We start from the raw sequence: 22,308 nt of genomic DNA on the forward strand, positions 1-22,308 counted from the left end.
TGTCTGAAAGATTAATTTTACGACATGCGCGGGCGACTATGACACTGATCAAAATCCTCACCTGGAACCCTGATCATGAAGTTGTATTTTTCGCCTCAAGCCTGCTCCCTTGCACCGCACATTGTTCTGCGTGAACTGCAGCTGCCATTCGAGCTGGTCCGCGTCGACAACCGAACGAAGAAGACCGGCGACGGTGCCGACTTTCTTGCGATCAACCCGAAAGGCTATGTCGCGGCGCTGCAACTGGATAACGGCGATGTGCTGACCGAGGGACCGGCCATCCTGCAATACCTGGCTGATCTTCGCCCGCTTGCCGACCTTGCACCGGCGTGCGGATCCTGGGAGAGAGTGCGTCTGCAGGAAGTCCTGAACTTCATTTCGAGTGAGGTTCACGGCGCTCTGGGGCTGCTGTTCAATGCGCAGTTCCCTGATCAGGTGAAAGCGCTCTTCAAGGAGAAACTGTTCAAGCGATTTGCCGTGCTGACCCAGACGCTGGAGCAACAGGATTATCTGCTGGGTGAGCGCTTCAGCATCGCTGATGCCTATCTGTTCACCGTGCTGCGGTGGACTTCCTTGTTTGATATCGACCTGAAGCAATGGCCGCCACTGGAGCGTTTTCAGGCGCGGATTGGCTCACGGCAGGCCGTGAGCGAGGCGCTGGCAGCGGAAGTGGCGCACGCCTGAAGATTGATTACCGGTGAATGACGCACCTGCAAATGAACGCGGAGCCCGATTGCCGGGCTCCGTCAAAGCGGGCTCAGTGCCCGAACACACCGACCTTTTTGGCCTTCTTGTCAGCGCGTTTTTCAACGGCTGTCTTGATCGGCTTCTTTTTCGCCGCTTTCTTCGAATCCATGCCTTTGCTCATGATGCACGCTCCACCAACCGGGAATATGAGATCAGGTATACACCTATCTCGCAGCGTTGGTTCTTTTATAATAGGCGCATTTTTCGCAGTGACCCTCTCGCACATGCCCAACACCCAGTACACCCAGCTTGCCGAGCCGCTGTGGCCGTTGCTGAACAAGTTTTACCGCAGTCACCAGTCATCGATGAAAGCGGTTCGCGACGCTCAACTGTGGGTTGGCAAACGCGACGAAATCATCGCCGGGCTCTGTTTGCGGCCGATGGCGGAGGGGTTTTGGCTGACAGGGTTATTTGTCGACCCGGCCCAGCGCGGACACGGTATTGCGGGGGCGTTGATGGCTCAGGCGCTGGTGCAGATCAAGGCGCCGGTGTGGCTGTTCTGCCACCCGGACTTGCGCGAATTTTATGAGCGCAATGGTTTTACCACGGACCCGTTGTTGCCCTATGCACTGGCCGAGCGTCTGGCTCGCTATAAACGCAACAAGCCGATGATCGCCATGGGTTTTCAAACGGTGGGAGCATTGAGGTGAAAAGTCGGATCAATCATCAGCCGTCGGGTCGAGATCCGGGAACATCACCTCGGTAAACCCGAACTTGCGAAAGTCGGTGATTCGCGACGGGTACAACCGGCCGATCAGGTGATCGCATTCGTGCTGCACCACACGGGCGTGAAAACCCGAGGCGATGCGCACAATCGGCTCGCCCTTGGGATCGATGCCTTCATAACGAATGTGCTGATAACGCTCCACCGCCCCCCGCAGCCCCGGCACCGACAGGCAACCTTCGAAGCCCTCTTCCAGCGTCGGATCAAGTGGCGTGATCAGTGGGTTGATCAGGATCGTCTGCGGTACGGCATCAGCGTCCGGGTAACGTTCGCTGTGCTCGAAGCCGAAGATCACCAGTTGCAGGTCGACACCGATCTGCGGGGCAGCCAGGCCCACGCCACCGACGCTTTCCATGGTCTGGAACATGTCATCGATCAACTGCCACAGTTCGGGGCTGTCGAACATTTCGGCCGGTACGGGCGGCGCGATACGCAGCAGGCGCTCATCGCCCATTTTCAGGATTTCACGGATCATCGTCAGGCTTCGTCAGTGGTCGGGTTGAGCGAGTGGTCCCGGCCCAGTCCCGAAACGTGTTGTTTTTCGTCGTGTTCACCGAAGTCCTTGGCACCAGGATGCTTGCCTTCGCTCGACATGTGATCGATCACCGCATTCATTTCCGCGCCGAGCAACAGCACCGCAGCGGAAATATAGAAGTACAGCAACAGCACGATGATCGCGCCGATACTGCCATACATGGCATTGTAGTTGGCGAAGGTCTTGACGTAATAACCAAAGCCCAGCGAAGCGATGATCCACACCACCACCGCCAGCACCGAGCCCGGCGTGATGAAGCGAAACCGCTGCTTCACATCAGGCATCACGTAGTACATCAATGCGACCGCGACCATCAGCAAAATGACGATCACCGGCCAGCGCAGTATCGTCCACAGCGTGACGATGAACTTTTCCATGCCGATCTGTGACGCAATCCATTCCATCACCTGCGGGCCGAGCACCATCAAGGCCGCAGCGACCAGCAGCATGCCGGCAACGCCAATGGTGTAGAAAATCGACAGCGGGAAACGCTTCCAGATCGGCCGGCCTTCGACCACATCGTAGGCCGCGTTCATCGCGCTCATCATCAGCCGCACACCCGCCGAGGCGGTCCACAGGGCGATGACGATACCCACCGAGAGCAATCCACCCTTGGATTGCTGGAGCTGGTCGATCACCGGGTTCACTTGTTCCAGCGCTTGCGGCGGCAATACCAGCTCTGTCTGAAGGCGCAGCCAGGAAAAGAAGTCCGGCAGGTGCAGGAAACCGATCAGGGCGATCAGGAACAGAATGAAGGGAAACAGCGAGAACAGCATCTGATAGGCCAGTGCCGAGGCATATGTCGACATCTCGTCATTGATGAACTCAGTGACGGTGCGCATCATCACGCGGTGCAAGGGCAAGCCCTTCAACTCAGGGAACATCATAGCGTCTCCTTTCGCCGCAAAAAGGTTGAAGTCGGGGGCGACTCAGGGGGCCGTTTTCTACATCAAAGTAACCTACTTGGCGCCTTTGAAACAATTTCGGGGGGATTCATAACAATAAGCCACAGAAAAACGGCCATCCTCGGATGGCCGTCACACTGCACTAAAACAGGTTATCGGGTCAGATTTTATCGATGGTTTTCTTGATCGCGTCTTTAGCCTTGCCGAGCGCTTGCTGGGCTTCGCCTTTCTTCTCCTGAAGCTTGCCTTCGGCTCGCAACTTGGGATTGTCGGTGGCTTTACCCACACCTTGCTTGACGTTGCCGACCGCTTCGTTGGCCAGGCCTTTAACTTTATCGCCAGTGCTGCTCATGGTATTTCTCCTGTGAACACTCAAAGGTCAGTGACTACGTAGAGGTTGACCGTAAGGCGTTGCACAGAGTTTCATTTATTTACGCTCGGTCATTTCATCAGCACATGCACGTTGGGCTTTATGTTTGCAGGCTTTGCCCCGAGAATGCGCAACGTATTCAGGCCGTGGCGCTGAAGATCCAATCCCGTAGGAACGTTATGAAACTCGATAAAAAGCAGGCCATTGCCCGCAGAAACCAGGAACTCGGCGGTGCAGTGCTTGGCGTCAACAACTGCCATTTCACCGAATTGAACCGCAACCGCAACATCTGGTGGTTTGATATCCCGGTTGCGCGCCTGGCCATTGGTCAGTACGAATGGGTTCACCTGCTGATGTACACGCCCGCCACCGACGAACTGCTGCACCTGAAAGTGCCGACGGTGTTCCTGCGCGAGAAGCTCGAAGGCCTGGTGGTGCGCAATGAAGGCAAGCGCAAGGCGGCCCTGAGCCTGGAACTGAGCGCCGACAAGGACTCGTACCTTCAGGACATGCGCCCGGCTGGCACCAACGTCAATTTCGCGCAGTTCCGCCTCTGAAAGCAAAAGATCTGAAGAAACAAAAAGCCCCGCAAATGCGGCAATGCTGTTCACTTAAGGAAGTCTGGAGGCCTGAGAAGTATCTGTGGCGAGGGAGCTTGCTCCCGCTGGACTGCGTAGCAGGCCCAATTCAGGGTCGCTTCGCGCCCCAGCGGGAGCAAGCTCCCTCGCCACAAAAAACGATCCAGGTATCTGAAAAAAAGCCCCGCATCTGCGGGGCTTTTTGTTTTTATGCGCTGACCTTCTTCAAGCCGAGTTTCTTCAGCTCTTCGTCGCGCAATTCGCGACGCAGGATCTTGCCAACGTTGGTGGTCGGCAGCGCATCGCGGAACTCAATGGCTTTCGGCACTTTGTAGCCGGTCACATTGGCACGCATATGCGTCATCACCTGCTCTTTGGTCAGGGTTACCCCCGGTTTGGCGACGATGAAAATCTTGATCGCCTCGCCCGACTTCTCGTCCGGTACACCAATGGCTGCGCATTGCAGCACGCCCGGCAAGGTGGCCAGCACGTCTTCGAGCTCGTTCGGGTAGACGTTGAAACCGGAGACCAGAATCATGTCTTTCTTGCGATCGACAATGCGCATGTAGCCATCTGGCTGGATCAGCGCGATGTCACCGGTCTTCAACCAGCCTTCGCTGTCGAGGATTTCATCGGTGGCTTCCTGGCGCTGCCAGTAGCCTTTCATCACTTGCGGACCTTTCACACACAGCTCACCGATTTCGCCCAGCGGCTGTTCAACGCCAGCGTCATCGATGACTTTGCACAGGGTCGACGGAACCGGAATACCGATCGTGCCGATCTGAATGTTCTGGCTTGGATTGACGGTGGCCACCGGGCTGGTTTCGGTCATGCCGTAACCTTCGCAGATGGCGCAACCGGTGACGGCTTTCCAGCGCTCGGCAGCGGCCAGTTGCAGGGCCATGCCACCGGACAGGGTGATTTTCAGGCCTGAAAAGTCCAGCTTGCGGAACGCTTCGTTGTTGCACAGCGCCACGAACAAAGTATTCAGGCCGACAAAACCGCTGAACTTCCACTTCGACAGTTCCTTGACCATCGCCGGCAGGTCGCGCGGGTTGCTGATCAGGATGTTGTGGTTGCCAATCAGCATCATCGCCATGCAATGAAAGGTGAAGGCGTAGATGTGGTACAGCGGCAGCGGCGTGATAAGGATTTCGCAACCTTCATTCAGGTTGGACCCCATCAGCGCCCGGCACTGCATCATGTTCGCCACCAGGTTGCGGTGGGTCAGCATTGCCCCCTTGGCCACGCCGGTGGTGCCGCCGGTGTATTGCAGCACGGCAACGTCGCTGCTGGCCGGGTTGGCTTCGGTCACGGGCTGGCCGTGGCCTTTGCTCAACACCTCATTGAACTTGACGGCCTTGGGCAGGTGATAGGCCGGGACCATCTTCTTCACGTACTTGATGACGCTGTTGATCAGCAAGCGCTTGAGCGGTGGCAGCAGATCGGCCACCTCGGTGACGATGACGTGCTTGACGCCTGTCTTGGGCAGCACGGCCTCGGCCAGGTGCGCCATGTTCGCCAGGCACACCAACGCCTTGGCGCCGGAATCGTTGAATTGGTGTTCCATTTCCCGCGCGGTGTACAGCGGGTTGGTGTTGACCACGATCAAGCCGGCGCGGATGGCACCAAACACAGCGATCGGGTATTGCAGCAGGTTTGGCAGTTGTACGGCAATTCGATCGCCCGGCTGCAAATCGATATGCTGTTGCAGGTAAGCGGCAAAAGCACCGGACAATTCGTACAGCTCACCGTAGGTGAGTGTCTTGCCGAGGTTACTAAAGGCCGGTTTGTTGGCGAAGCGTTGGCAGGATTGCTTTAACACTGCCTGAATATTCGGATACTCGTCTGGATTGATCTCGGCAGCAATTCCAGCTGGGTACTTATCCTTCCAAAAGTCTTCGATCATGGAAGCCCACTCCTCAGCAACGCGAATTCGTCACCGCATTTGATGCGATTATTATTGGGTGTGTGTTTTTTATTGATGTCTATTTTGGTGAGTCCGGCTTTTACCTGGGCCGGGAAGTCACAAAGCGCGCCGAGAGTAGCAGCTTTGCCAAGGCCCTACTAGAGCCAAATAGAGCCCCTACAGTCACTTTAATGACTCAAGAACAGCAGGCAGTCATTTTAGAGCAAAAATCCTATAACGCCTTGAAAGCCCCGTAGAATGGGCCTTTCCCCCTAAAAGCATCGCGGGCAGCCCACTCCCACAGGGGGTCACGCGGACCTTATGGGAGCGGGCTTGCCCGCGAATGCGCGAAGCGCAGCCTTCAGGTATCAAGCGATATCGCGCAGCTCCCGCCGCAGAATCTTGCCCACCGGCGTCATTGGAAGCGACTCACGCAGCACGATGTGCTTGGGCACCTTGTAGGCGGTGAAGTTTTCCTTGCAGTAGGCCTTCAACTCTTCAAGGCTGACCCCCGCTTCACGCGCCACCACGAAGAGCTTCACCGCCTCCCCGGAACGCTCGTCGGGCACACCGATTACCGCACAGTTGGCGACTTTCGGGTGCGCCATCACCACGTCTTCGATTTCGTTCGGGTACACGTTGAAACCCGAGACGATGATCATGTCTTTCTTGCGATCGACAATCCGTACGAACCCGTCCGGGTCGATCACTGCGATGTCACCGGATTTGAACCAGCCCTCGGCATCCAGCACCTCGGCAGTGGCTTCGGGTTTCTGCCAGTAGCCTTTCATGATTTGCGGGCCCTTGATGCACAGCTCGCCCCGCTCGCCCATGGGCTGTTCGACACCCTCATCATTGATGACTTTCAACGTGGTGCCCGGCACCGGCAGGCCGACCGTGCCAATGCGTGACTTGTCGCCATACGGGTTGGTGCAGGCCACTGGCGAGGTTTCGGTCAAGCCGTAGCCTTCGGTGATCCGGCAACCGGTTATCTGTTCCCAGCGTTCGGCGGTGGCCTTGACCAGTGCGGTGCCGCCGGAGTTGGTGAGTTTGAGGCTGGAGAAGTCCAGGGTCTTGAATTCCGGATGATCCATCAGGGCGACGAACAGCGTGTTGAGCCCCAGCAGCGCCGAGAACCGCCAGTTTTTCAGTTCCTTGATGAAGCCGGCGATGTCTCGTGGATTGGTGATCAACACGTTGTGGTTGCCGGTCACCATCATGCACATGCAGTTCGCCGTGAAGGCATAGATGTGGTACAGCGGCAGCGGCGCGATCATCACTTCCTGGCCTTCGCGCAACAGCGGTTTGCCATCGCTGCCGAACTGGCCGAGGCACGCCCGGGCCTGCTGCATGTTGGCGACCAAGTTGCCGTGGGTCAGCATCGCGCCCTTGGCCAACCCCGTGGTGCCGCCGGTGTATTGCAGCACGGCGACATCGTCGAGGCTGACCTTCAATGGCCTGATGCCTTGACCGCGGCCCAGGCGCAACGCGCTCTTGAAGGAAATCGCCTGCGGCAGGTCATAGGTCGGGACCATCTTCTTGACCTTGTCGACCACGGTGTTGATCAGCCAGCCCTTGGCGGTCGGCATCAGGTCGCCCATCTTCGCTTCGATCAGGTACTGAATCTCGGTGTCGGGCAGTACTTCCTGGACCTTCTGCCCGAACATGTTCAGGTACACCAGCGCCCGGGCACCGGAGTCCTTGAACTGGTGACGCATCTCACGCGCGGTGTACAGCGGGTTGGTGTTGACCACAATCAGCCCGGCACGCAACGCGCCGAACACGGCAATCGGGTAATGCAGGACATTGGGCATCTGCACCGCGATGCGATCACCGGGCAACAGGTCGGTCTGTGTTTGCAGGTAGCCAGCGAACGCCGCGCTGTAGCGCTCAAGCTCGGCGTAGGTGAGCGTCACGCCCATGTTGCTGAAGGCCGGACGGTCAGCGAACTTCTTGCAGGAACGCTCGAACACCTCGATCACCGACTTGTAGGCACCCGGTTCGATATCATTGGGTACGCCGGCCGGGCGTTTGTCATTCCAGAAATCAGGTTGCATTGTTCTTGTCCTCTTTACCTGAGCGAATCCGGGCCGCCTCTCTGTGACGCTGAAAAAGCGGGGCTTCTGGGACACTAGCAGCTATGGTGATTCAGGCAAATATACGCACCGGCAACATTGATAGCGTGAATCTTGCTGCTGGGGGACACCCGCATCGCACGCCCTGCGGTTGATGAGCTATACAATGCAACGACGCCGCGCCTAAACAAAACCGTGCAAAGGAATCGCCATGATCCACGATACATTCTGGTTGACCGCGAGCGATCACAGTCGGCTGTTCGTCAACCAGTGGCTGCCTGAAGGCCCGCTGAAGGCGGTGATTCTGCTGTCCCACGGCATGGCTGAACACAGCGGTCGTTATGCGCGGCTGGCGCAGGCTTTATGTACCGAGGGTTACGGCGTCTATGCACTGGACCAGCGCGGCCACGGCAAAACCGCCGAACACGGCGTGCTCGGGCATTTCGCGGACAAGGACGGTTGGCTCAAAGTGGTCGGAGACCTGGCCAGCCTTAACCAACACATCGGCCAACACCATCCGGGCGTGCCTATCGTGCTGCTGGGTCACAGCATGGGCAGCTACATCGCCCAGGCGTACCTGCTGCATCACAGCGCCAGCCTGCACGCTGCCGTGCTCAGTGGCTCGAACTTCCAGCCAGTTGCGCTCTATCGCGTCGCGCGCCTGATCGCGCGTTTCGAACGCTGGCGCCAGGGGCCTACCGGTCGCAGTGCATTGATCGAGTGGTTGTCGTTCGGTTCATTCAACAAGCCCTTCAAGCCCCATCGCACCCGGTTCGACTGGCTCAGCCGCGACCCGGACGAAGTCGACAAGTACGTCCACGACCCGCTGTGCGGCTACCGTTGCACCAACCAGCTGTGGATCGACCTGCTCGGCGGCTTGCAGCAAATCAGCAAAGCGTCCAATCTCGCGGAGATCGATCCGGGCCTGCCATTGCTGGTGATCGGTGGTGAATGTGATCCGGTGAGCGAAGGCAAACGTCTCAAGGCTCTGGCCGACGCACTGCGCGGCGCCGGCAACCAGTGCATGCAGCTCAATATCTACCTGCAAGCCCGGCACGAACTGTTCAACGAGAGCAACCGCGATGAAGTGACCGCGGACCTGCTCAAATGGCTGGCTGAGGCACTGAGCCATCGCCGGCCACCCCGAACCGAATAATGTTTGGTTAGGGTCTGTACGAAAACTAGCCGAGCGGCGATCAGGCAAGGCAAAAACAGGCGAGGAAGCGGAGTTTAGGCCTCTAAATGAGCATTCCGAGCCTGTTTTTAACGCAGCCTGGTCGACGCGCAGGCAGTTTTCGTACAGAGCCTATTTCACTTAACTCGTCACAGGATTCAAGACATATGACCCAGGTTACCAATACCCCGTACGAAGCCCTTGAAGTCGGCCAGACCGCCAGCTACAGCAAGACCGTCGAGGAGCGCGACATTCAGCTGTTCGCGGCGATGTCCGGAGACCACAACCCGGTGCACCTGGACCCCGAGTTTGCGGCAGCGAGCATGTTCAAGGAACGCATCGCCCACGGCATGTTCAGCGGTGCGCTGATCAGCGCCGCCGTCGCCTGCGAGCTGCCTGGGCCGGGGACTATCTATATCGGTCAGCAAATGAGCTTTCAGAAGCCGGTAAAAATCGGTGACACCCTGACCGTACGCCTGGAAATCCTCGAAAAAATGCCGAAATTCCGCGTGCGCATCGCCACCCGGGTATTCAACCAGCGCGATGAACTGGTCGTGGACGGCGAGGCCGAAATCCTCGCACCGCGCAAGCAACAGACCGTGACCTTGCCGACACTGCCCGCGATCAGCATTGGCTGACGCCCCTATATGATCGCTCCCACGCACGCGTGGGAACGATCCTCTGATCCAGGCGTTTTTGACCGACTTACGACCGGGCACGAGCCTGATAACACAAGGCTTTGACCTGATCGTGGTTGCGTTGCGCCCCGTGATACTGACGCTCGACCAGATCACGAATCCCCAGCAGATTGTCTTCGTTGATCTTCTCGAGCGCTGCTTCGTAAGCCTTCAGGGCGTGGTCCTCGCCACGCTTGGCTTCGTTGAGCACCACTTCTTCGCTCTTTCCAGTGACCAATGATTGAACGCCGACCCAACGACGATGCCTATCACCGCCGACACGGGTCCTGGTCTCGGGATCGCCCCCCATCGAAAGCACGGTATGTTGAAGTTCGGCAGCGGCGGTGGCGCACTCGGCAGCGCGTTTGACAAACAGCGCCTTGAGTTCAGGATGCTTGATGTCCTGGGCACAGGTCTTGAAACCCTCCTGACCGTCCTTGCTGATCTCGATCAGGTCGTTCAGGACTGAAATCACTTCTTTTTTGATGTCAGTCATTTTTCAGTTCCTCGCAGACCAAGAGGGATACCTAAAACACTGCATCTCGTGTGCCAGCCCTTGAGTGAATTTTTTATCTTGTATTTCAACAAGTTAATTTTTCACCAGGCATCTGCACCCGAGTTATTTGCATGATCTGTCAATTGGCCTGCATGCAGAATGCCTGTATTTTCCAGACTGTTTGAATCAAGACGAGCGATCGATGAATCCCGAAAAGCTTGAACTACTGGTCACCCGCGAAATGCCCTTTGGCAAATACAAGGGGCGCATCATTGCCGACCTGCCCGGCCAATACCTGAACTGGTTCGCCCGCGAGGGTTTTCCCCACGGTGAACTGGGCGGCTTGCTGGCCCTGATGCAGGAGATCGATCACAACGGCCTGTCCGACTTGCTCGACCCGCTACGCGCCAAACATGGCAAACCCAAACCACGCCACTGAACCACGGAACGAGTCGCCCCATGCCCGAAAACACGCGCCGCGCACTTGATGAAGCTTTTTGGCAAACGTTCGCCGACCGCTATGAAGTCCAGCCAGGTCCGATCAATCTGGAGAATGGTTACTTCGGCCGCATGTCGCGTACCGTGGTCGAGGAGTACCAGCGCAACATCGAGCTCATCAACCGCAGCAACTCGGTGCATGTGCGCCAGCGCTTCGAAAAAATCGAAAGCGTGGAAATACGCGGGCAACTGGCCGAGCTCTTGCAGGTGCCCGCCGAAGCGGTAGCCCTGACACGCAACGCCTCGGACGCACTGCAATCGCTGATTCGCAACTACAACGGCTTGCAACCGGGCGATCAGGTGCTGCTATGCGATCTGGAATACGACACGGTCAAAAGTGCGATGCGCTGGCTGGCTCGCTATCGCGGCGTCGAAGTGATCGAGATCGAGCATGCTCATCCCGCCAGCTTCGAGACGTTGGTGGCGACCTACCGCGAGGCGTTCGTGCGTTATCCACGGCTCAAGCTGATGGCGCTGACCCACGTCACCCATCGCACCGGCCTGGTGATGCCGGTCAAGGCAATTGCCGCCGCGGCCAAAGAGCACGGGATCGACGTGATCCTCGACGGCGCCCACGCCCTCGGCCAGATTGAATTCAACCTCGATGACCTGGGCATCTCCTTTGCCGGCTACAACCTGCACAAATGGATCGGCGCACCGTTGACCCTGGGGTTCATCTACATCGCACCACAGCGTCTGGCCGATATCGATCCGGACATGGGCGAGTTTCACTTTCCGCTCACCGACATCCGCTCGCGCACGCCTTACAGCACGCCAAACATTCCGGCGTTACTGACCTTGCCGCTGGTGTTCGAAGAACATCGTTCCATCGGTGGCGCAGCCGCCAAGGGTGCGCGACTTAATTACTTGCGCAATCTGTGGGTCGAGGCCGTTCGCGATGTGCAGGGCATTGAAGTCATGACCCCGGATGATCCGCGTCTGTATTGCGGCATCACCTCGATGCGCTTCACCCGGCATGTCGACCAACAAGCGATGGTCGACCGCCTGCTCAACGACTACAACCTGTTCACCGTGACCCGTAGCGGTTCGGCGTGCGGCAGCTGTATTCGCATCACACCGGGCCTGACCAGCACCGCACGGGAAATGCAGCTGCTGGCTCAAGCCCTGATTGAACTGAGTTGAGGTGATGAACAGCGGAGCTTCTGCTGTTCACACGGTGTAAATGTCGAAGTCTTCGGGCTTGATCTGCGCCGACATCGCGCGCCTGTCGATCCCGATGGTCAACTGCCCGAAATAACCGTCTTCCCAGGAATCACGGGCAATGGTGTGGATTTTCAGGATCGAGTCTTCCCCATGCATTTGGGTAAAGAGCTCGTCCTGGTCGTTGCGCAGCGGCGAAACGGCCCGTCCGGAGTAGTCTTTGGCATTCAATACCGAACGTGACGCCACCTCTGGAAGGTACAGTTGGCCAACCCAGGCAACGTGCCGCGCGTCCAGGTAATTACTGCCGGAAACGATTCGCACGGCAACGTGAATGTGCACGCTGCGCCCCGCATAGAACCCCGGATAAATCGTGGTAAACCTGACGACGCCTTTGCGATCGGTGAATTGCCCACCGCGCAAATAAGTGTCGTCATCGGTACGCGGAACCGAGCCGATATCGCCGACATCGACCTCTTTATCCGGATTGATCTTGCTCCAGCCCGAATAGGCCCCTCGCGCATTGCATTGCCAGATATCCACCAGGGCATCCGTCACCGGTTCGCAGGTGCTGACGTCGACAATGCTCAGTTTGAGCAGCAAGGGAATGCCGCTGGCACCTTCACTGATATTTCTGCGAATCAACCTGGGGTTTCTGAAGTACGGGCCGGCAATCTGTTCAGGGGCCAATAAACAGACTGGCCCGGTTGCCGTGGTTGTTGCGTGTTCTTCCATGAGTCGCCTTCCTCCATAAGTTGTTCAAAGGATAAACAGATCTCCGGGGTGGGTTGCGGTAACTATGTATGCCTCTTACACATCCTCCAATTCCAACACCCGTAGCAGCCACCTTTTCTACAGGCAAAAAAAAAACGGCGCACTGACCAAGTGCGCCGTAAAGCCGTAGAACACAACTACAACGATTCTGCGTAAAAAACAGCCGGTAAAACCAATCAGTCCAGCAGAGCCAGCGCCTCGGCGGTGCACTCCTGGATACGTGCCCAGTCGCCGTTCTTGATCCACTCCGGATCAAGCATCCAGCTACCGCCGACGCACATCACGTTTTTCAGTGCCATGTAACTCTTGATGTTGGCGGGACCAACACCGCCAGTCGGGCAGAAACGTACTTCGCCGAACGGGCCGCCAAGGGCCTTGATCGCCGCCACGCCACCGCTGACTTCCGCCGGGAACAACTTGAAGCGGCGATAGCCCAGGGCATAGCCCTCCATGATCCCGGAGGCGTTGCTGATACCTGGCAACAGCGGAATCGGGCTGGCAACGCTGGCTTCCAGCAGGTCGCGGGTAATGCCTGGGGTCACGATGAACTGCGAACCGGCAGCTTCAGCGGCGGCCAGCATGTTGCGATCGAGCACAGTGCCGGCACCGGTGACCAGCTCTGGACGCTGCTCACGCAGGACCTGGATGGCCTTGAGGCCGAACTGCGAACGCAATGTCACTTCCAGGGCCGTCAACCCACCCGCGGCAAGGGCATCGGCCAGTGGCAGAATGTCTTGCTCGCGGGCAATGGTGATCACCGGCAGAATCCGCGCCTTGACGCAGAGGCTGTCGATCAGGGCAACTTTGTCCGCCATGGAAACGGTCGGTTGAGTGTTTGTCATAGCGGCTGATCCTTGGTTCATGGGCACCAGTAAATCTCTAACGTGGGTTTCAGAAACGCACGAATCGGCATTGCGGCGACATCGTCACCGGCCAGTGCGGCACTCAGGGTAGTCAACTTGGACTGACCGGAAATCGACAGCACGGTGAACTGTGCCGAGGCCAGCAACGCACGACTCATGGTCAGGCGCTGATGCGGCACCGTCGGCGCCAGCATCGGCCAGCAACGGCGTGTGCCGTCGACTCGCAAGGCTTCGGCCAGGTTCGGGCTGTTGGGGAACAGCGAGGCAGTGTGACCGTCGTCGCCCATCCCCAGCACCAGCGCGTCGATTGCCGGCAGCTCGGCGAGCAAGCGGTCGGCCTGCTCGGCAGCCTGTTCAAGGTTGGCAGTGGCGCTGTAGAGGCTGAGGAACTTCGCCTTGGCCGCCGGGCCTTGCAACAGGTAACGCTTGAGCAGACCGGCATTGCTGTCGGCATGTTCCACCGGTACCCAGCGCTCGTCCGCCAGGGTCACCACGACCTTGGACCAGTCCAGTGCCTGTTTGGCCAGGTGCTGGAAAAACGCCACCGGGCTGCGTCCGCCAGAGACCACCAGCGTCGCGGCGCCGCGGGCATCGATGGCGTCGCTGAGTTGCTTGGCCACCTTCAGTGCCAGGCCTTCGGCCAGCAACACCGGGCTGCGAAACTCATGAGCGCTGACGCCCTGAGGCAGTTTGAATTCAGATATCGCCATACCACGACCTCCCGTCCCGCGTGATCAGTGCAATGGAACTCATCGGTCCCCAGGAGCCCGCCGCGTACGGCTTGGGCGCATCACCGGACTTCTTCCACCCGGCAATCAGCTGGTCACACCACTTCCACGCGGCTTCGATTTCATCTTTACGGACAAACAGGTTCTGATTGCCACGCATCACTTCCAGCAACAACCGCTCGTAGGCATCGGGGATCCGCGCGCTGCGATAGGTATCGGAAAAATTCAGCTGCAACGGACCGCTGCGCAGCTGCATGCCCTTGTCCAGGCCTTGTTCCTTGGTCATCACGCGCAAGGAAATACCTTCGTCCGGTTGCAGGCGGATGATCAGCTTGTTGCTGATCTGCAAGCGCTGCTCGGGAGCGAAGATGTAGTGCGACGGTTCCTTGAAGTGGATGACGATCTGCGACAGTTTCTGCGGCATGCGCTTACCGGTACGCAGGTAAAACGGCACGCCCGCCCAACGCCAGTTGCGGATGTCGGCACGCAGGGCGACGAAGGTTTCGGTGTCGCTCTGGGTGTTGGAGTTCTCTTCCTCCAGGTAACCCGGCACCGACTTGCCTTCGCTGTGACCGGCGATGTACTGGCCGCGCACCACCTGGGTGGTCAGGCCTTCCGGACTGATCGGCGCCAGCGCCTTGAGCACTTTGACTTTCTCGTCACGGATGCTGTCAGCCGAAAGATCCGCTGGCGGGTCCATGGCGATCAGGCACAGCAACTGCAACAGGTGGTTCTGAATCATGTCGCGCAGTTGGCCGGCCTTGTCGAAGTAGCCCCAACGGCCCTCGATCCCGACCTTCTCGGCGACGGTGATTTCCACGTGGGAAATGTAGTTCTGGTTCCACTGGGTTTCGAACAGGCTGTTGGCGAAACGCAGGGCGATCAGGTTCTGGACCGTCTCTTTGCCCAGGTAGTGGTCGATGCGGTACGTGCGGTTTTCCGGGAAGTACCGCGCCACGGCGTCGTTGACCTTGCGCGACGACTCGAGGTCTGAACCGATCGGCTTTTCCAGCACCACACGGGTGTTTTCGCTCAGGCCGACCTTCGCCAGGTTCTCGCAAATCGCGCCGTACACCGCAGCGGGCGTCGCGAAGTAGGCAATCATCCGCTGCGCCGAACCGGCCAGCTCGGCCAGGGCGACGTAGTCGTCAGGCTGCAGGAAGTCGACATGCAGGTACGTCAGGCGTGCCAGGAAGCGCTCGACCACTGCTTCGTCGAGTTCCTTGGCATCAACGTAATGGCGCAGTTCACGGGCAATAAAGGCCAGGTGCTCTTGCTCGCTGCCGGGCTCACGGGCCAGTGCGATAATGCGCGTGTCCTCGTGCAGCAGGCCAGCGCCATCGAGTTGGTACAAAGCAGGAAACAGCTTGCGAAGGGCCAGATCGCCCAAGGCGCCGAACAAGGCAAAGGTGCACGGTTCAACCGTAATCGAAGGCATGATGTTTGTTCTTTTATCAAGTTAAGCTACAAATACCTTTTTTCAAGGCATCGCTCAAGGAAAAATGTAGTAATAACCACAACATTTTTCCAAAATACAGATTCCGAGTGGTGGTCGGTCGGGGCCATCAGTAGGATAGGCCACCATTATGGGCCGCTTCACAGGCCCAATCTGCATAGCCGACCTAAGGAACATAAATGGACCGCGTGCGAAATTTACTGGAACAAATCCAGAATCGCCTTGCAGACCTGAACAAGGCCGAACGCAAGGTCGCCGAAGTGATCCTGCTCAACCCGCAGCAGGCCACTCGCTTCAGTATTGCCGCCCTCGCCCAGGCCGCCTCGGTCAGCGAGCCGACGGTCAACCGTTTCTGCCGTTCGTTCGGTGTCAGCGGCTACCCGGAACTCAAACTGCAACTGGCCCAAAGCCTGGCCAGCGGCGCGGCCTACGTAAGCCGTGCGGTGGAAGCCGACGACAATCCTGAAGCTTACACCCAGAAAATCTTTGGCAGCGCCATCGCATCGCTGGACAGCGCCTGTCAGGCACTGGACCCGAACCTGATCAGCCGCGCCGTGGATTTGCTGATCCAGGCCCGTCAGATCCACTTCTTCGGCCTCGGCGCGTCAGCCCCGGTGGCGCTGGATGCGCAGCACAAGTTCTTCCGCTTCAACCTGGCGGTCACCGCCCACGCCGACGTGCTGATGCAGCGGATGATTGCCTCGGTGGCCCACACCGGCGAACTGTTCGTGATCATCTCCTACACCGGGCGCACCCGCGAACTGGTCGAGGTGGCGCGCATTGCCCGCGAAAACGGCGCCTCGGTGCTGGGCCTGACGGCCGAAGGTTCGCCACTGGCCAAGGCCAGCACCTTGAGCCTGAACATCCCGCTGCCGGAAGACACCGACATCTACATGCCGATGACGTCGCGGATCATCCAGCTGACCGTGCTCGACGTACTCGCCACCGGCATGACCCTGCGCCGCGGCGTCGACTTCCAGCCGCACCTGCGCAAGATCAAGGAAAGCCTAAACGCCAGCCGGTATCCGATCGGGGATGAGTTCAGTTAACCCATTCTGAGACCTGCGTCGCCCGATAAACCGTCTTCGCGAGCAAGCCCGCTCCCACAGGATCGCGCCGTACCTGTGTGCGGGCTTGCTCGCGAAGGCGATGGACGCCACACCACAAAAATTGAGTTAAACCCCAACCCTTGCCTGCAAACTCAAATGCGCCCGCTCCCCCGGTGCCAGGCTCAGGCTATCGGTACCACCGCAGGCTGCCTCTACACAGACAAACTCCGAGACCTCATTCCAGCTCACTCCCAGCAACGGCCGTGACCCGGGATGCCAGACCACGGTGTCAGCGCTGTCGCCGGTATCGATGCACAACTGGCGTTGCCAGGCGTGGTCCTTGAGCTGTAATTCGCCCTCGTGCTGGAACACCCGCTGACAGCCACCCTCCACCCGCAACTCGCCTTTTTGCTCGCAGAACTGGCGCTTGAGCTGGTCATAACCTTGCGCGCCATCGAGCCCAGACAGCGCTATCTCGGCAACGTCGCCAATACGCCAATAGGCGTGCAATGCATGGCTCAGCTGGCATGGCAGGCTGTCCTGATGCTCGGTGCTCAGGCGCAAATCCATGCGCTCACCCAAGTGCGCGTGCAGGTCCACCTGCCAGTCACACAGCTGCAACTGCCAATGCAGGCGCACGCCGTCGTCATCAGTGCTGCTGTCGATCAGTTTCCAGTCGATCAGCCGCGCCCAACCATGGGACGGCCAGGCATTTTCGCTTGGATGACGGCCATACCACGGCCAGCACACCGGCACGCCACCGCGAATCGCCCCGACCTGCGGCCACTTCGCCGCGCACCAGAGCCAGGGCTTTTGGCCCGTGGGCTGAAAATGCAGCAACTGCGCACCCTGACGACTGAACACCGCCTGACACAGCGGATGGTCGATCACCAGCACCTCGCGCTGCTGATAGCGCTCCCAGGCAAACACCGGGCGCTCGCGCAGGGATTTGAAGAAGCGTTGTAGCGGATGCTCAAGCATGTGCCGTGGTCCTGAAAATCATCTGTCCTACCTGAGAGGCTGCGCCGCCCCAAAAAAAAGCGGACAGCCTTGGCTGTCCGCAAAAATGCGCACATGGAGAGGAGCTTATCGCTGCTGCGTTAGAACACCGACTGAATTTTCAAACCGGCGACCAGCGCGTTGTCGACTTCATCAACACCGCCCGGGTGAGTGATGTATTGCAGGTTAGGACGCACCGTCAGCCAGTTGGTAACGTGGAAACCGTAGTTGATCTCGTAGTTGTACTCAGTGGAACGCAGTGGCGAGAACAGCGGATTGTCGTAGTCGCTGACACCATTGGCGACGTTGAGCAACTCGGCGCTTTTCTTCACGTCATCGTTGACATGGATACGGGCAAAACCGATCCCGACGTCATCTTTTGGACGTGCGTCGAATGGGCCCTTGTACACAAACATCAGCGACTGGTAGTTGTCGACGAGGTTGGTGTCCTTGTCGTGGAAAGTCGCGTTGGCCGCGACGTTCAGACCGCGAGAAGCATCACCGTTGTGGGTGGTGAGTTGTTGCTGCGCCACAAACCAGTAGCCGTGCTTGCTGTCGTGGCTGCGGAAGGCTCTGCCTGTGGTCGCGGCATCATCGCCATTGTCGTCTTTACGGACGTCATTGGCGTCGGCAGTGCTCTTGTAGTAACCGACACGGTATTCGCCCGGCAGGTTGTTGACCCTCGGCGACCAGACCAGTTCGACCGGCAACACGGTGCCCTTGGTACCACTGCCGCTGAGCTTGAAGCCGTTACCGTGCTCCAGTTGCGATGGGTTCTGGTTGTACGCGCCGATCTGCGCATAGAACTCAGGCGTGATGTTGTACTTCACGCGAACCGCCGCCTGCATGACTGGCCAGTTGAACCAGATACCGGTCGCCCAGTTACCCGCCTGGGAGCCGCAGAACGCCAGGTTCTGGAACTCGCAAGGGAAGGTGTTGAAGTCTTCGCCCTCGCCGAAGTAACCGGCTTTGACGTCCAGTTTACCGTCGAGGAACTGGTGCTGAACCCACAATTGGGTCAGACGGACCATATGGCCACGACCGTAGACTTCCTGAGAGGAACTCAAGGTGCCGGCACGCGGATCGCCGACACGGTCATTGGAGATGTTCTGACCGTTACGGTTGGTGAGCTGGATCTTGGCCTGGGTGTTATCCCAGCCCCACAGCTTTTGCAGGTCCAGCGCCACGCCCAGACCAAACTGGTCAGCGTAACGTGCGGTCTTGTCGTGGTTGTAGCCGCCGTGGAGGTTGGCGCCCACTTCACCGACGTAATCCGCCTTGATGTCGATACCTTGGTCGATCAGCTTGGTCCGCTCGCCACCCCAGTCCCCCGTCATCCATTTGGAATCGGCGCTGAATGCGTCAGCCGCGTGTGCGTTACCAGCCATGATCAGCACCGCAACAGCTGACAATTGGCAGATAAGCTGAGCGTTGTTCTTCTTTTTCATCCCTACATCCTCGTCTTTATTGTTATTAACTGTTTTTATCTAACGCGGTTTACAGCGGTTGCGGCGGATGACAGACCACCCACCACATATCCCCCCTGTGGGAGCGAGCCTGCTCGCGATAGCTATCCGACATTCAACATCGATGTCGACTGAAACACCGCTATCGTCGGAACGCCGCCCGGAGCCGGCTCGCTCCCACATTTGATCTTCAGCGCCCTTTGAATTGAGCGACGTTGTCGCTGTGAGTCCCGGTTTTCGCTTGACCGGCCGTCCCCAGGCGCTCGCCAGTCTTGGCATCGAACAGCAGCACTTTCGATGGATCGAATTGCAGGGTCAGGGTCTCGCCCACGGCCGGTGCAACGTCGGGCGCCAGACGACAGCAAACTTTGGTTTCGTTCAAATTGACGAACACCAAGGTGTCGGGACCGGTCGGCTCGGTAACCTGGACTTCGGCGCGAATGGTCGGCAAACCATTGACCTCGCCGTTCGCCAGCACGATCTGCTCCGGGCGCATGCCGAGGATCACTTCGCGGTCCTCAAGACCGGCGTCCTGCATGCCCAGCGGCAGCTCGCAACGCGCCTGGCCGCTGTCGAGCAACGCCAGCAGACGGCCGTCCTTGCGCTGCAAACGCAGTGGGATGAAGTTCATTGGGGGCGAGCCGATGAAGCTGGCAACGAACAGGTTGGCCGGATCGTTGTAGATCTGCTTCGGCGTGCCGAACTGCTGGATGATCCCGTCCTTCATCACCGCCACTTTGTCGCCCAGAGTCATGGCTTCGATCTGGTCGTGAGTCACGTAGACCGTGGTGGTTTTCAGGCGCTGGTGCATCAGTTTCATTTCGGTGCGCATCTCGACCCGCAGCTTGGCGTCGAGGTTGGACAGCGGTTCGTCGAACAGATAAATCTTCGGCCGCCGCGCCAGTGCACGGCCCATGGCCACGCGCTGTTGCTGACCACCAGAGAGCTGGCCGGGCTTGCGGCTGAGCAAGTGTTCGATTTGCAGCAGCTTGGCGACCCGCGCCACTTCTTCGTCGATTTCAGCCGCCGGCATTTTGCGGATCTTCAGGCCGAAGGCGATGTTGTCGCGCACGCTCATGGTCGGGTACAGCGCGTAGGACTGGAACACCATGGCGATGTCGCGATCCTTGGGGCTCATGCCGCTGATGTCAGCGTCGTCCACCAGAATCGCCCCGCCGCTGATGTTTTCAAGGCCCGCAATGCAGTTCATCAAGGTCGACTTGCCGCAACCGGACGGGCCGACGAGGATCAGGAATTCACCGTCATCGATCTTCAATTCGATGTTTTTCAGGGTGTCCGGCAAGCCGCTGCCGTAGGTTTTGTTGACGTTGCGTAATTCGAGAGTTGCCATGTTCTACCCCTTGACCGCGCCGGACGTCAGCCCACGCAGGAAATACTTGCCAGCGAATATGTAGACCAGCAGTGTCGGCAGCCCGGCGATCATCGCCGCCGCCATATCAACGTTGTATTCCTTGACCCCGGTGCTGGTGTTGACCAGGTTGTTCAGGGCCACGGTGATTGGCTGGGCATCGCCACTGGCGAAGACCACGCCGAACAGGAAGTCATTCCAGATCTGGGTGAACTGCCAGATCAGGCAGACCATCACGATCGGAATCGACATCGGCAGCAGGATCTTCCCGAAGATCGTGAAGAAGCCCGCACCATCCAGCCGCGCCGCCTTGACCAGCGCATCCGGAATGCTCACGTAGTAGTTACGGAAGAACAGCGTGGTGAACGCCAGCCCGTAGACGATGTGCACCAGCACCAGCCCTGTGGTGGTGTTGGCCAGGCCGAGTTTGCCGACGGTGAACGAGGCTGGCAGCAGCACGGTCTGGAACGGCAGGAAGCAGCCGAACAACAGCAGGCCGAAGAACAACTGCGAACCACGGAAGCGCCACATCGACAGCACGTAGCCGTTCATTGCACCGATGAAGGTCGAGATCAGCACCGCCGGCACGGTAATTTTCACCGAGTTCCAGAAGTAGCCACCTACCACGTCCCAAGCCTTGATCCAGCCAATGCCATCAATCACTTGCGGCCAGCTCAAGAGGTTGCCGGTGCGGATGTCTTCCGGGGATTTGAAGCTGGTCAGCAACATCACCACCAGCGGAATCAGATACACCGCAGCGGCCAGCAACAAGGTCGCGTAGATCGCAATGCGGCTAAAGCTCAAGGCTGGTTTGCCAAGTTGATTACTCATGGCGTTTGCCTCGCAGTTCGGAGTACAGGTACGGCACCAGAATCGCCAGGATCGCGCCGAGCATCATCATCGCGCTCGCCGAACCGATGCCCATCTGGCCACGGCTGAAGGTGAAGGAATACATGAACATTGCCGGCAAGTCGGAGGAATAACCCGGACCGCCCGCGGTCATCGCCGCCACCAGGTCGAAGCTCTTGATCGCGATGTGCGCGAGGATCATAAAGGCGCTGAAAAACACCGGACGCAGGCTTGGCAGGACGATCTTCAAATAGATGGTCGGCAGGCTCGCACCGTCGACTTGAGCGGCACGGATGATCGACTGATCGACACCGCGCAGGCCGGCCAAAAACATCGCCATCACAAACCCGGAGGCTTGCCATACGGCAGCGATCACCAGGCAGTAAACCACGCGATCCTGATCCACCAGCCAGTCCAGGCGAAAGCCTTCCCAGCCCCAGTCACGCAGCATCTTGTCCAGGCCCAGGCCTGGGTTGAGCAGCCATTTCCAGGCAGTACCGGTGACGATCATCGACAGCGCCATCGGGTACAGGTAGATGGTGCGGATGAAGCCTTCCTTGCGAATGCGCTGATCGAGCAGCACCGCCAGAAACACCCCGAGCACCAGGCTGATACCGATGAACATGCCGCCGAAGACCGCGAGGTTCTTGCTCGCGACCCACCAGCGGTCGTTCTCCATCAACCGGACGTATTGCTGCAGGCCGACCCACTTGTAGCTCGGCATGAAGCTGGAGTTGGTGAAGGACAAAACGAATGTCCAGATGATGTAACCGTAAAAGCCAACCAGGACGATCAGCATGCTCGGCGCCAAAACCAGTTTGGGAAGCCAGCGCTGCAGTGCGTCGAACGGTGAGGCTTTGCTGAAAACCGCCACAGAGCTCATCGGGATAATCCAGTTGAAGAAGT

23 protein-coding genes are annotated in these 22,308 nt (G+C 58.6%); 8 read left to right on the forward strand and 15 right to left on the reverse strand.

What is annotated here, in order from left to right; all coding sequences use genetic code 11:
* Positions 1 to 75: 75 nt before the first annotated feature.
* Together gstA and AC1DIH_RS13590 are read left to right on the forward strand one after the other, a co-directional pair.
* Entirely contained in the window at positions 76 to 684 is a 609-nt protein-coding gene (gstA, locus tag AC1DIH_RS13585) for a glutathione transferase GstA (RefSeq protein ID WP_477772059.1), read from the forward strand.
* 287 nt (positions 685 to 971) lie between these two features.
* Positions 972 to 1,397, forward strand: coding sequence for a GNAT family N-acetyltransferase (locus tag AC1DIH_RS13590; RefSeq protein WP_477772060.1), 426 nt, complete (start codon positions 972 to 974; stop codon positions 1,395 to 1,397).
* 9 nt (positions 1,398 to 1,406) lie between these two features.
* Here AC1DIH_RS13590 and def read toward each other — a convergent pair whose 3' ends face one another.
* The 3 genes from def to AC1DIH_RS13605 form a co-directional block, all read right to left on the reverse strand.
* On the reverse strand, positions 1,407 to 1,946 hold the full coding sequence (def, locus tag AC1DIH_RS13595; protein ID WP_477772061.1) for a peptide deformylase: 540 nt from the start codon (positions 1,944 to 1,946) through the stop codon (positions 1,407 to 1,409).
* A gap of 2 nt (positions 1,947 to 1,948) precedes the next feature.
* Complete coding sequence (locus AC1DIH_RS13600) at positions 1,949 to 2,893, reverse strand: YihY/virulence factor BrkB family protein (RefSeq protein ID WP_477772062.1); 945 nt, start codon at positions 2,891 to 2,893, stop codon at positions 1,949 to 1,951.
* A 178-nt stretch (positions 2,894 to 3,071) separates the two neighbouring features.
* A complete protein-coding gene (locus AC1DIH_RS13605) occupies positions 3,072 to 3,263 on the reverse strand; it encodes a CsbD family protein (protein ID WP_054593670.1) in 192 nt (63 codons plus the stop codon).
* Between the two features lie 197 nt (positions 3,264 to 3,460).
* Between AC1DIH_RS13605 and AC1DIH_RS13610 the strand changes: the two genes are divergently transcribed.
* Positions 3,461 to 3,838, forward strand: coding sequence for a hypothetical protein (locus AC1DIH_RS13610; protein WP_054593671.1), 378 nt, complete (start codon positions 3,461 to 3,463; stop codon positions 3,836 to 3,838).
* A gap of 229 nt (positions 3,839 to 4,067) precedes the next feature.
* Here the strand turns inward: AC1DIH_RS13610 and fadD1 are convergent, their stop codons facing one another.
* On the reverse strand, positions 4,068 to 5,768 hold the full coding sequence (fadD1, locus tag AC1DIH_RS13615) for a long-chain-fatty-acid--CoA ligase FadD1 (RefSeq protein WP_477772063.1): 1,701 nt from the start codon (positions 5,766 to 5,768) through the stop codon (positions 4,068 to 4,070).
* A gap of 368 nt (positions 5,769 to 6,136) precedes the next feature.
* A complete protein-coding gene (fadD2, locus tag AC1DIH_RS13620; protein WP_477772064.1) occupies positions 6,137 to 7,825 on the reverse strand; it encodes a long-chain-fatty-acid--CoA ligase FadD2 in 1,689 nt (562 codons plus the stop codon).
* A 229-nt stretch (positions 7,826 to 8,054) separates the two neighbouring features.
* Here fadD2 and AC1DIH_RS13625 point away from each other — a divergent pair, with 229 nt between their 5' ends.
* A complete protein-coding gene (locus tag AC1DIH_RS13625; RefSeq protein ID WP_477772065.1) occupies positions 8,055 to 8,999 on the forward strand; it encodes a lysophospholipase in 945 nt (314 codons plus the stop codon).
* 185 nt (positions 9,000 to 9,184) lie between these two features.
* Complete coding sequence (locus AC1DIH_RS13630; RefSeq protein ID WP_477772066.1) at positions 9,185 to 9,655, forward strand: MaoC family dehydratase; 471 nt, start codon at positions 9,185 to 9,187, stop codon at positions 9,653 to 9,655.
* Between the two features lie 67 nt (positions 9,656 to 9,722).
* Here AC1DIH_RS13630 and AC1DIH_RS13635 read toward each other — a convergent pair whose 3' ends face one another.
* On the reverse strand, positions 9,723 to 10,190 hold the full coding sequence (locus AC1DIH_RS13635; protein ID WP_477772067.1) for a PA2169 family four-helix-bundle protein: 468 nt from the start codon (positions 10,188 to 10,190) through the stop codon (positions 9,723 to 9,725).
* A 202-nt stretch (positions 10,191 to 10,392) separates the two neighbouring features.
* Here AC1DIH_RS13635 and AC1DIH_RS13640 point away from each other — a divergent pair, with 202 nt between their 5' ends.
* Positions 10,393 to 10,629, forward strand: a complete 237-nt coding sequence (locus AC1DIH_RS13640) for a DUF3820 family protein (RefSeq protein ID WP_019693207.1) — start codon at positions 10,393 to 10,395, stop codon at positions 10,627 to 10,629.
* Between the two features lie 20 nt (positions 10,630 to 10,649).
* On the forward strand, positions 10,650 to 11,831 hold the full coding sequence (locus AC1DIH_RS13645; protein WP_477772068.1) for an aminotransferase class V-fold PLP-dependent enzyme: 1,182 nt from the start codon (positions 10,650 to 10,652) through the stop codon (positions 11,829 to 11,831).
* Between the two features lie 27 nt (positions 11,832 to 11,858).
* Here the strand turns inward: AC1DIH_RS13645 and AC1DIH_RS13650 are convergent, their stop codons facing one another.
* The 4 genes from AC1DIH_RS13650 to zwf form a co-directional block, all read right to left on the reverse strand.
* On the reverse strand, positions 11,859 to 12,584 hold the full coding sequence (locus tag AC1DIH_RS13650; protein ID WP_477772069.1) for an intradiol ring-cleavage dioxygenase: 726 nt from the start codon (positions 12,582 to 12,584) through the stop codon (positions 11,859 to 11,861).
* A 215-nt stretch (positions 12,585 to 12,799) separates the two neighbouring features.
* Positions 12,800 to 13,465: a bifunctional 4-hydroxy-2-oxoglutarate aldolase/2-dehydro-3-deoxy-phosphogluconate aldolase gene (locus AC1DIH_RS13655; RefSeq protein ID WP_024264889.1), complete on the reverse strand. Its 666-nt coding sequence runs from the start codon at positions 13,463 to 13,465 to the stop codon at positions 12,800 to 12,802.
* A gap of 17 nt (positions 13,466 to 13,482) precedes the next feature.
* Positions 13,483 to 14,196, reverse strand: a complete 714-nt coding sequence (gene pgl / locus AC1DIH_RS13660) for a 6-phosphogluconolactonase (RefSeq protein WP_477772070.1) — start codon at positions 14,194 to 14,196, stop codon at positions 13,483 to 13,485.
* Positions 14,183 to 15,652 carry a glucose-6-phosphate dehydrogenase gene (gene zwf / locus AC1DIH_RS13665; RefSeq protein WP_477772071.1) on the reverse strand — a complete coding sequence of 490 codons (1,470 nt, stop codon included), beginning with the start codon at positions 15,650 to 15,652 and terminating at the stop codon, positions 14,183 to 14,185. Before zwf ends, pgl begins: the two co-directional genes overlap by 14 nt.
* A gap of 206 nt (positions 15,653 to 15,858) precedes the next feature.
* Here zwf and AC1DIH_RS13670 point away from each other — a divergent pair, with 206 nt between their 5' ends.
* Complete coding sequence (locus AC1DIH_RS13670; RefSeq protein WP_173859948.1) at positions 15,859 to 16,719, forward strand: MurR/RpiR family transcriptional regulator; 861 nt, start codon at positions 15,859 to 15,861, stop codon at positions 16,717 to 16,719.
* Between the two features lie 126 nt (positions 16,720 to 16,845).
* Here AC1DIH_RS13670 and AC1DIH_RS13675 read toward each other — a convergent pair whose 3' ends face one another.
* From AC1DIH_RS13675 to AC1DIH_RS13695, 5 genes are all read right to left on the reverse strand, one after another.
* Positions 16,846 to 17,700, reverse strand: coding sequence for a D-hexose-6-phosphate mutarotase (locus AC1DIH_RS13675; protein ID WP_477772072.1), 855 nt, complete (start codon positions 17,698 to 17,700; stop codon positions 16,846 to 16,848).
* Positions 17,701 to 17,819: 119 nt separating this feature from the next.
* Positions 17,820 to 19,166: a carbohydrate porin gene (locus tag AC1DIH_RS13680; RefSeq protein ID WP_477772073.1), complete on the reverse strand. Its 1,347-nt coding sequence runs from the start codon at positions 19,164 to 19,166 to the stop codon at positions 17,820 to 17,822.
* A gap of 208 nt (positions 19,167 to 19,374) precedes the next feature.
* On the reverse strand, positions 19,375 to 20,535 hold the full coding sequence (locus AC1DIH_RS13685) for an ABC transporter ATP-binding protein (RefSeq protein WP_477772074.1): 1,161 nt from the start codon (positions 20,533 to 20,535) through the stop codon (positions 19,375 to 19,377).
* A 3-nt stretch (positions 20,536 to 20,538) separates the two neighbouring features.
* Positions 20,539 to 21,384 carry a carbohydrate ABC transporter permease gene (locus tag AC1DIH_RS13690; RefSeq protein WP_054593683.1) on the reverse strand — a complete coding sequence of 282 codons (846 nt, stop codon included), beginning with the start codon at positions 21,382 to 21,384 and terminating at the stop codon, positions 20,539 to 20,541.
* Positions 21,377 to 22,285: a carbohydrate ABC transporter permease gene (locus tag AC1DIH_RS13695; RefSeq protein WP_019693218.1), complete on the reverse strand. Its 909-nt coding sequence runs from the start codon at positions 22,283 to 22,285 to the stop codon at positions 21,377 to 21,379. Before AC1DIH_RS13695 ends, AC1DIH_RS13690 begins: the two co-directional genes overlap by 8 nt.
* Between the last annotated feature and the right edge of the window lie 23 nt (positions 22,286 to 22,308).

The sequence above is a fragment of the Pseudomonas sp. 05N36 genome, from assembly GCF_056397385.1.

What these genes read in the sequence shown, in the direction of transcription:
- gstA (WP_477772059.1), top strand. Translation starts at nt 76, where the DNA reads ATGAAGTTGTATTTTTCGCCTCAAGCCTGCTCCCTTGCACCGCACATT.
- AC1DIH_RS13590 (WP_477772060.1), top strand. Translation starts at nt 972, where the DNA reads ATGCCCAACACCCAGTACACCCAGCTTGCCGAGCCGCTGTGGCCGTTG.
- def (WP_477772061.1), bottom strand. Translation starts at nt 1,946, where the DNA reads ATGATCCGTGAAATCCTGAAAATGGGCGATGAGCGCCTGCTGCGTATC.
- AC1DIH_RS13600 (WP_477772062.1), bottom strand. Translation starts at nt 2,893, where the DNA reads ATGATGTTCCCTGAGTTGAAGGGCTTGCCCTTGCACCGCGTGATGATG.
- AC1DIH_RS13605 (WP_054593670.1), bottom strand. Translation starts at nt 3,263, where the DNA reads ATGAGCAGCACTGGCGATAAAGTTAAAGGCCTGGCCAACGAAGCGGTC.
- AC1DIH_RS13610 (WP_054593671.1), top strand. Translation starts at nt 3,461, where the DNA reads ATGAAACTCGATAAAAAGCAGGCCATTGCCCGCAGAAACCAGGAACTC.
- fadD1 (WP_477772063.1), bottom strand. Translation starts at nt 5,768, where the DNA reads ATGATCGAAGACTTTTGGAAGGATAAGTACCCAGCTGGAATTGCTGCC.
- fadD2 (WP_477772064.1), bottom strand. Translation starts at nt 7,825, where the DNA reads ATGCAACCTGATTTCTGGAATGACAAACGCCCGGCCGGCGTACCCAAT.
- AC1DIH_RS13625 (WP_477772065.1), top strand. Translation starts at nt 8,055, where the DNA reads ATGATCCACGATACATTCTGGTTGACCGCGAGCGATCACAGTCGGCTG.
- AC1DIH_RS13630 (WP_477772066.1), top strand. Translation starts at nt 9,185, where the DNA reads ATGACCCAGGTTACCAATACCCCGTACGAAGCCCTTGAAGTCGGCCAG.
- AC1DIH_RS13635 (WP_477772067.1), bottom strand. Translation starts at nt 10,190, where the DNA reads ATGACTGACATCAAAAAAGAAGTGATTTCAGTCCTGAACGACCTGATC.
- AC1DIH_RS13640 (WP_019693207.1), top strand. Translation starts at nt 10,393, where the DNA reads ATGAATCCCGAAAAGCTTGAACTACTGGTCACCCGCGAAATGCCCTTT.
- AC1DIH_RS13645 (WP_477772068.1), top strand. Translation starts at nt 10,650, where the DNA reads ATGCCCGAAAACACGCGCCGCGCACTTGATGAAGCTTTTTGGCAAACG.
- AC1DIH_RS13650 (WP_477772069.1), bottom strand. Translation starts at nt 12,584, where the DNA reads ATGGAAGAACACGCAACAACCACGGCAACCGGGCCAGTCTGTTTATTG.
- AC1DIH_RS13655 (WP_024264889.1), bottom strand. Translation starts at nt 13,465, where the DNA reads ATGACAAACACTCAACCGACCGTTTCCATGGCGGACAAAGTTGCCCTG.
- pgl (WP_477772070.1), bottom strand. Translation starts at nt 14,196, where the DNA reads ATGGCGATATCTGAATTCAAACTGCCTCAGGGCGTCAGCGCTCATGAG.
- zwf (WP_477772071.1), bottom strand. Translation starts at nt 15,652, where the DNA reads ATGCCTTCGATTACGGTTGAACCGTGCACCTTTGCCTTGTTCGGCGCC.
- AC1DIH_RS13675 (WP_477772072.1), bottom strand. Translation starts at nt 17,700, where the DNA reads ATGCTTGAGCATCCGCTACAACGCTTCTTCAAATCCCTGCGCGAGCGC.
- AC1DIH_RS13680 (WP_477772073.1), bottom strand. Translation starts at nt 19,166, where the DNA reads ATGAAAAAGAAGAACAACGCTCAGCTTATCTGCCAATTGTCAGCTGTT.
- AC1DIH_RS13685 (WP_477772074.1), bottom strand. Translation starts at nt 20,535, where the DNA reads ATGGCAACTCTCGAATTACGCAACGTCAACAAAACCTACGGCAGCGGC.
- AC1DIH_RS13690 (WP_054593683.1), bottom strand. Translation starts at nt 21,384, where the DNA reads ATGAGTAATCAACTTGGCAAACCAGCCTTGAGCTTTAGCCGCATTGCG.
- AC1DIH_RS13695 (WP_019693218.1), bottom strand. Translation starts at nt 22,285, where the DNA reads ATGAGCTCTGTGGCGGTTTTCAGCAAAGCCTCACCGTTCGACGCACTG.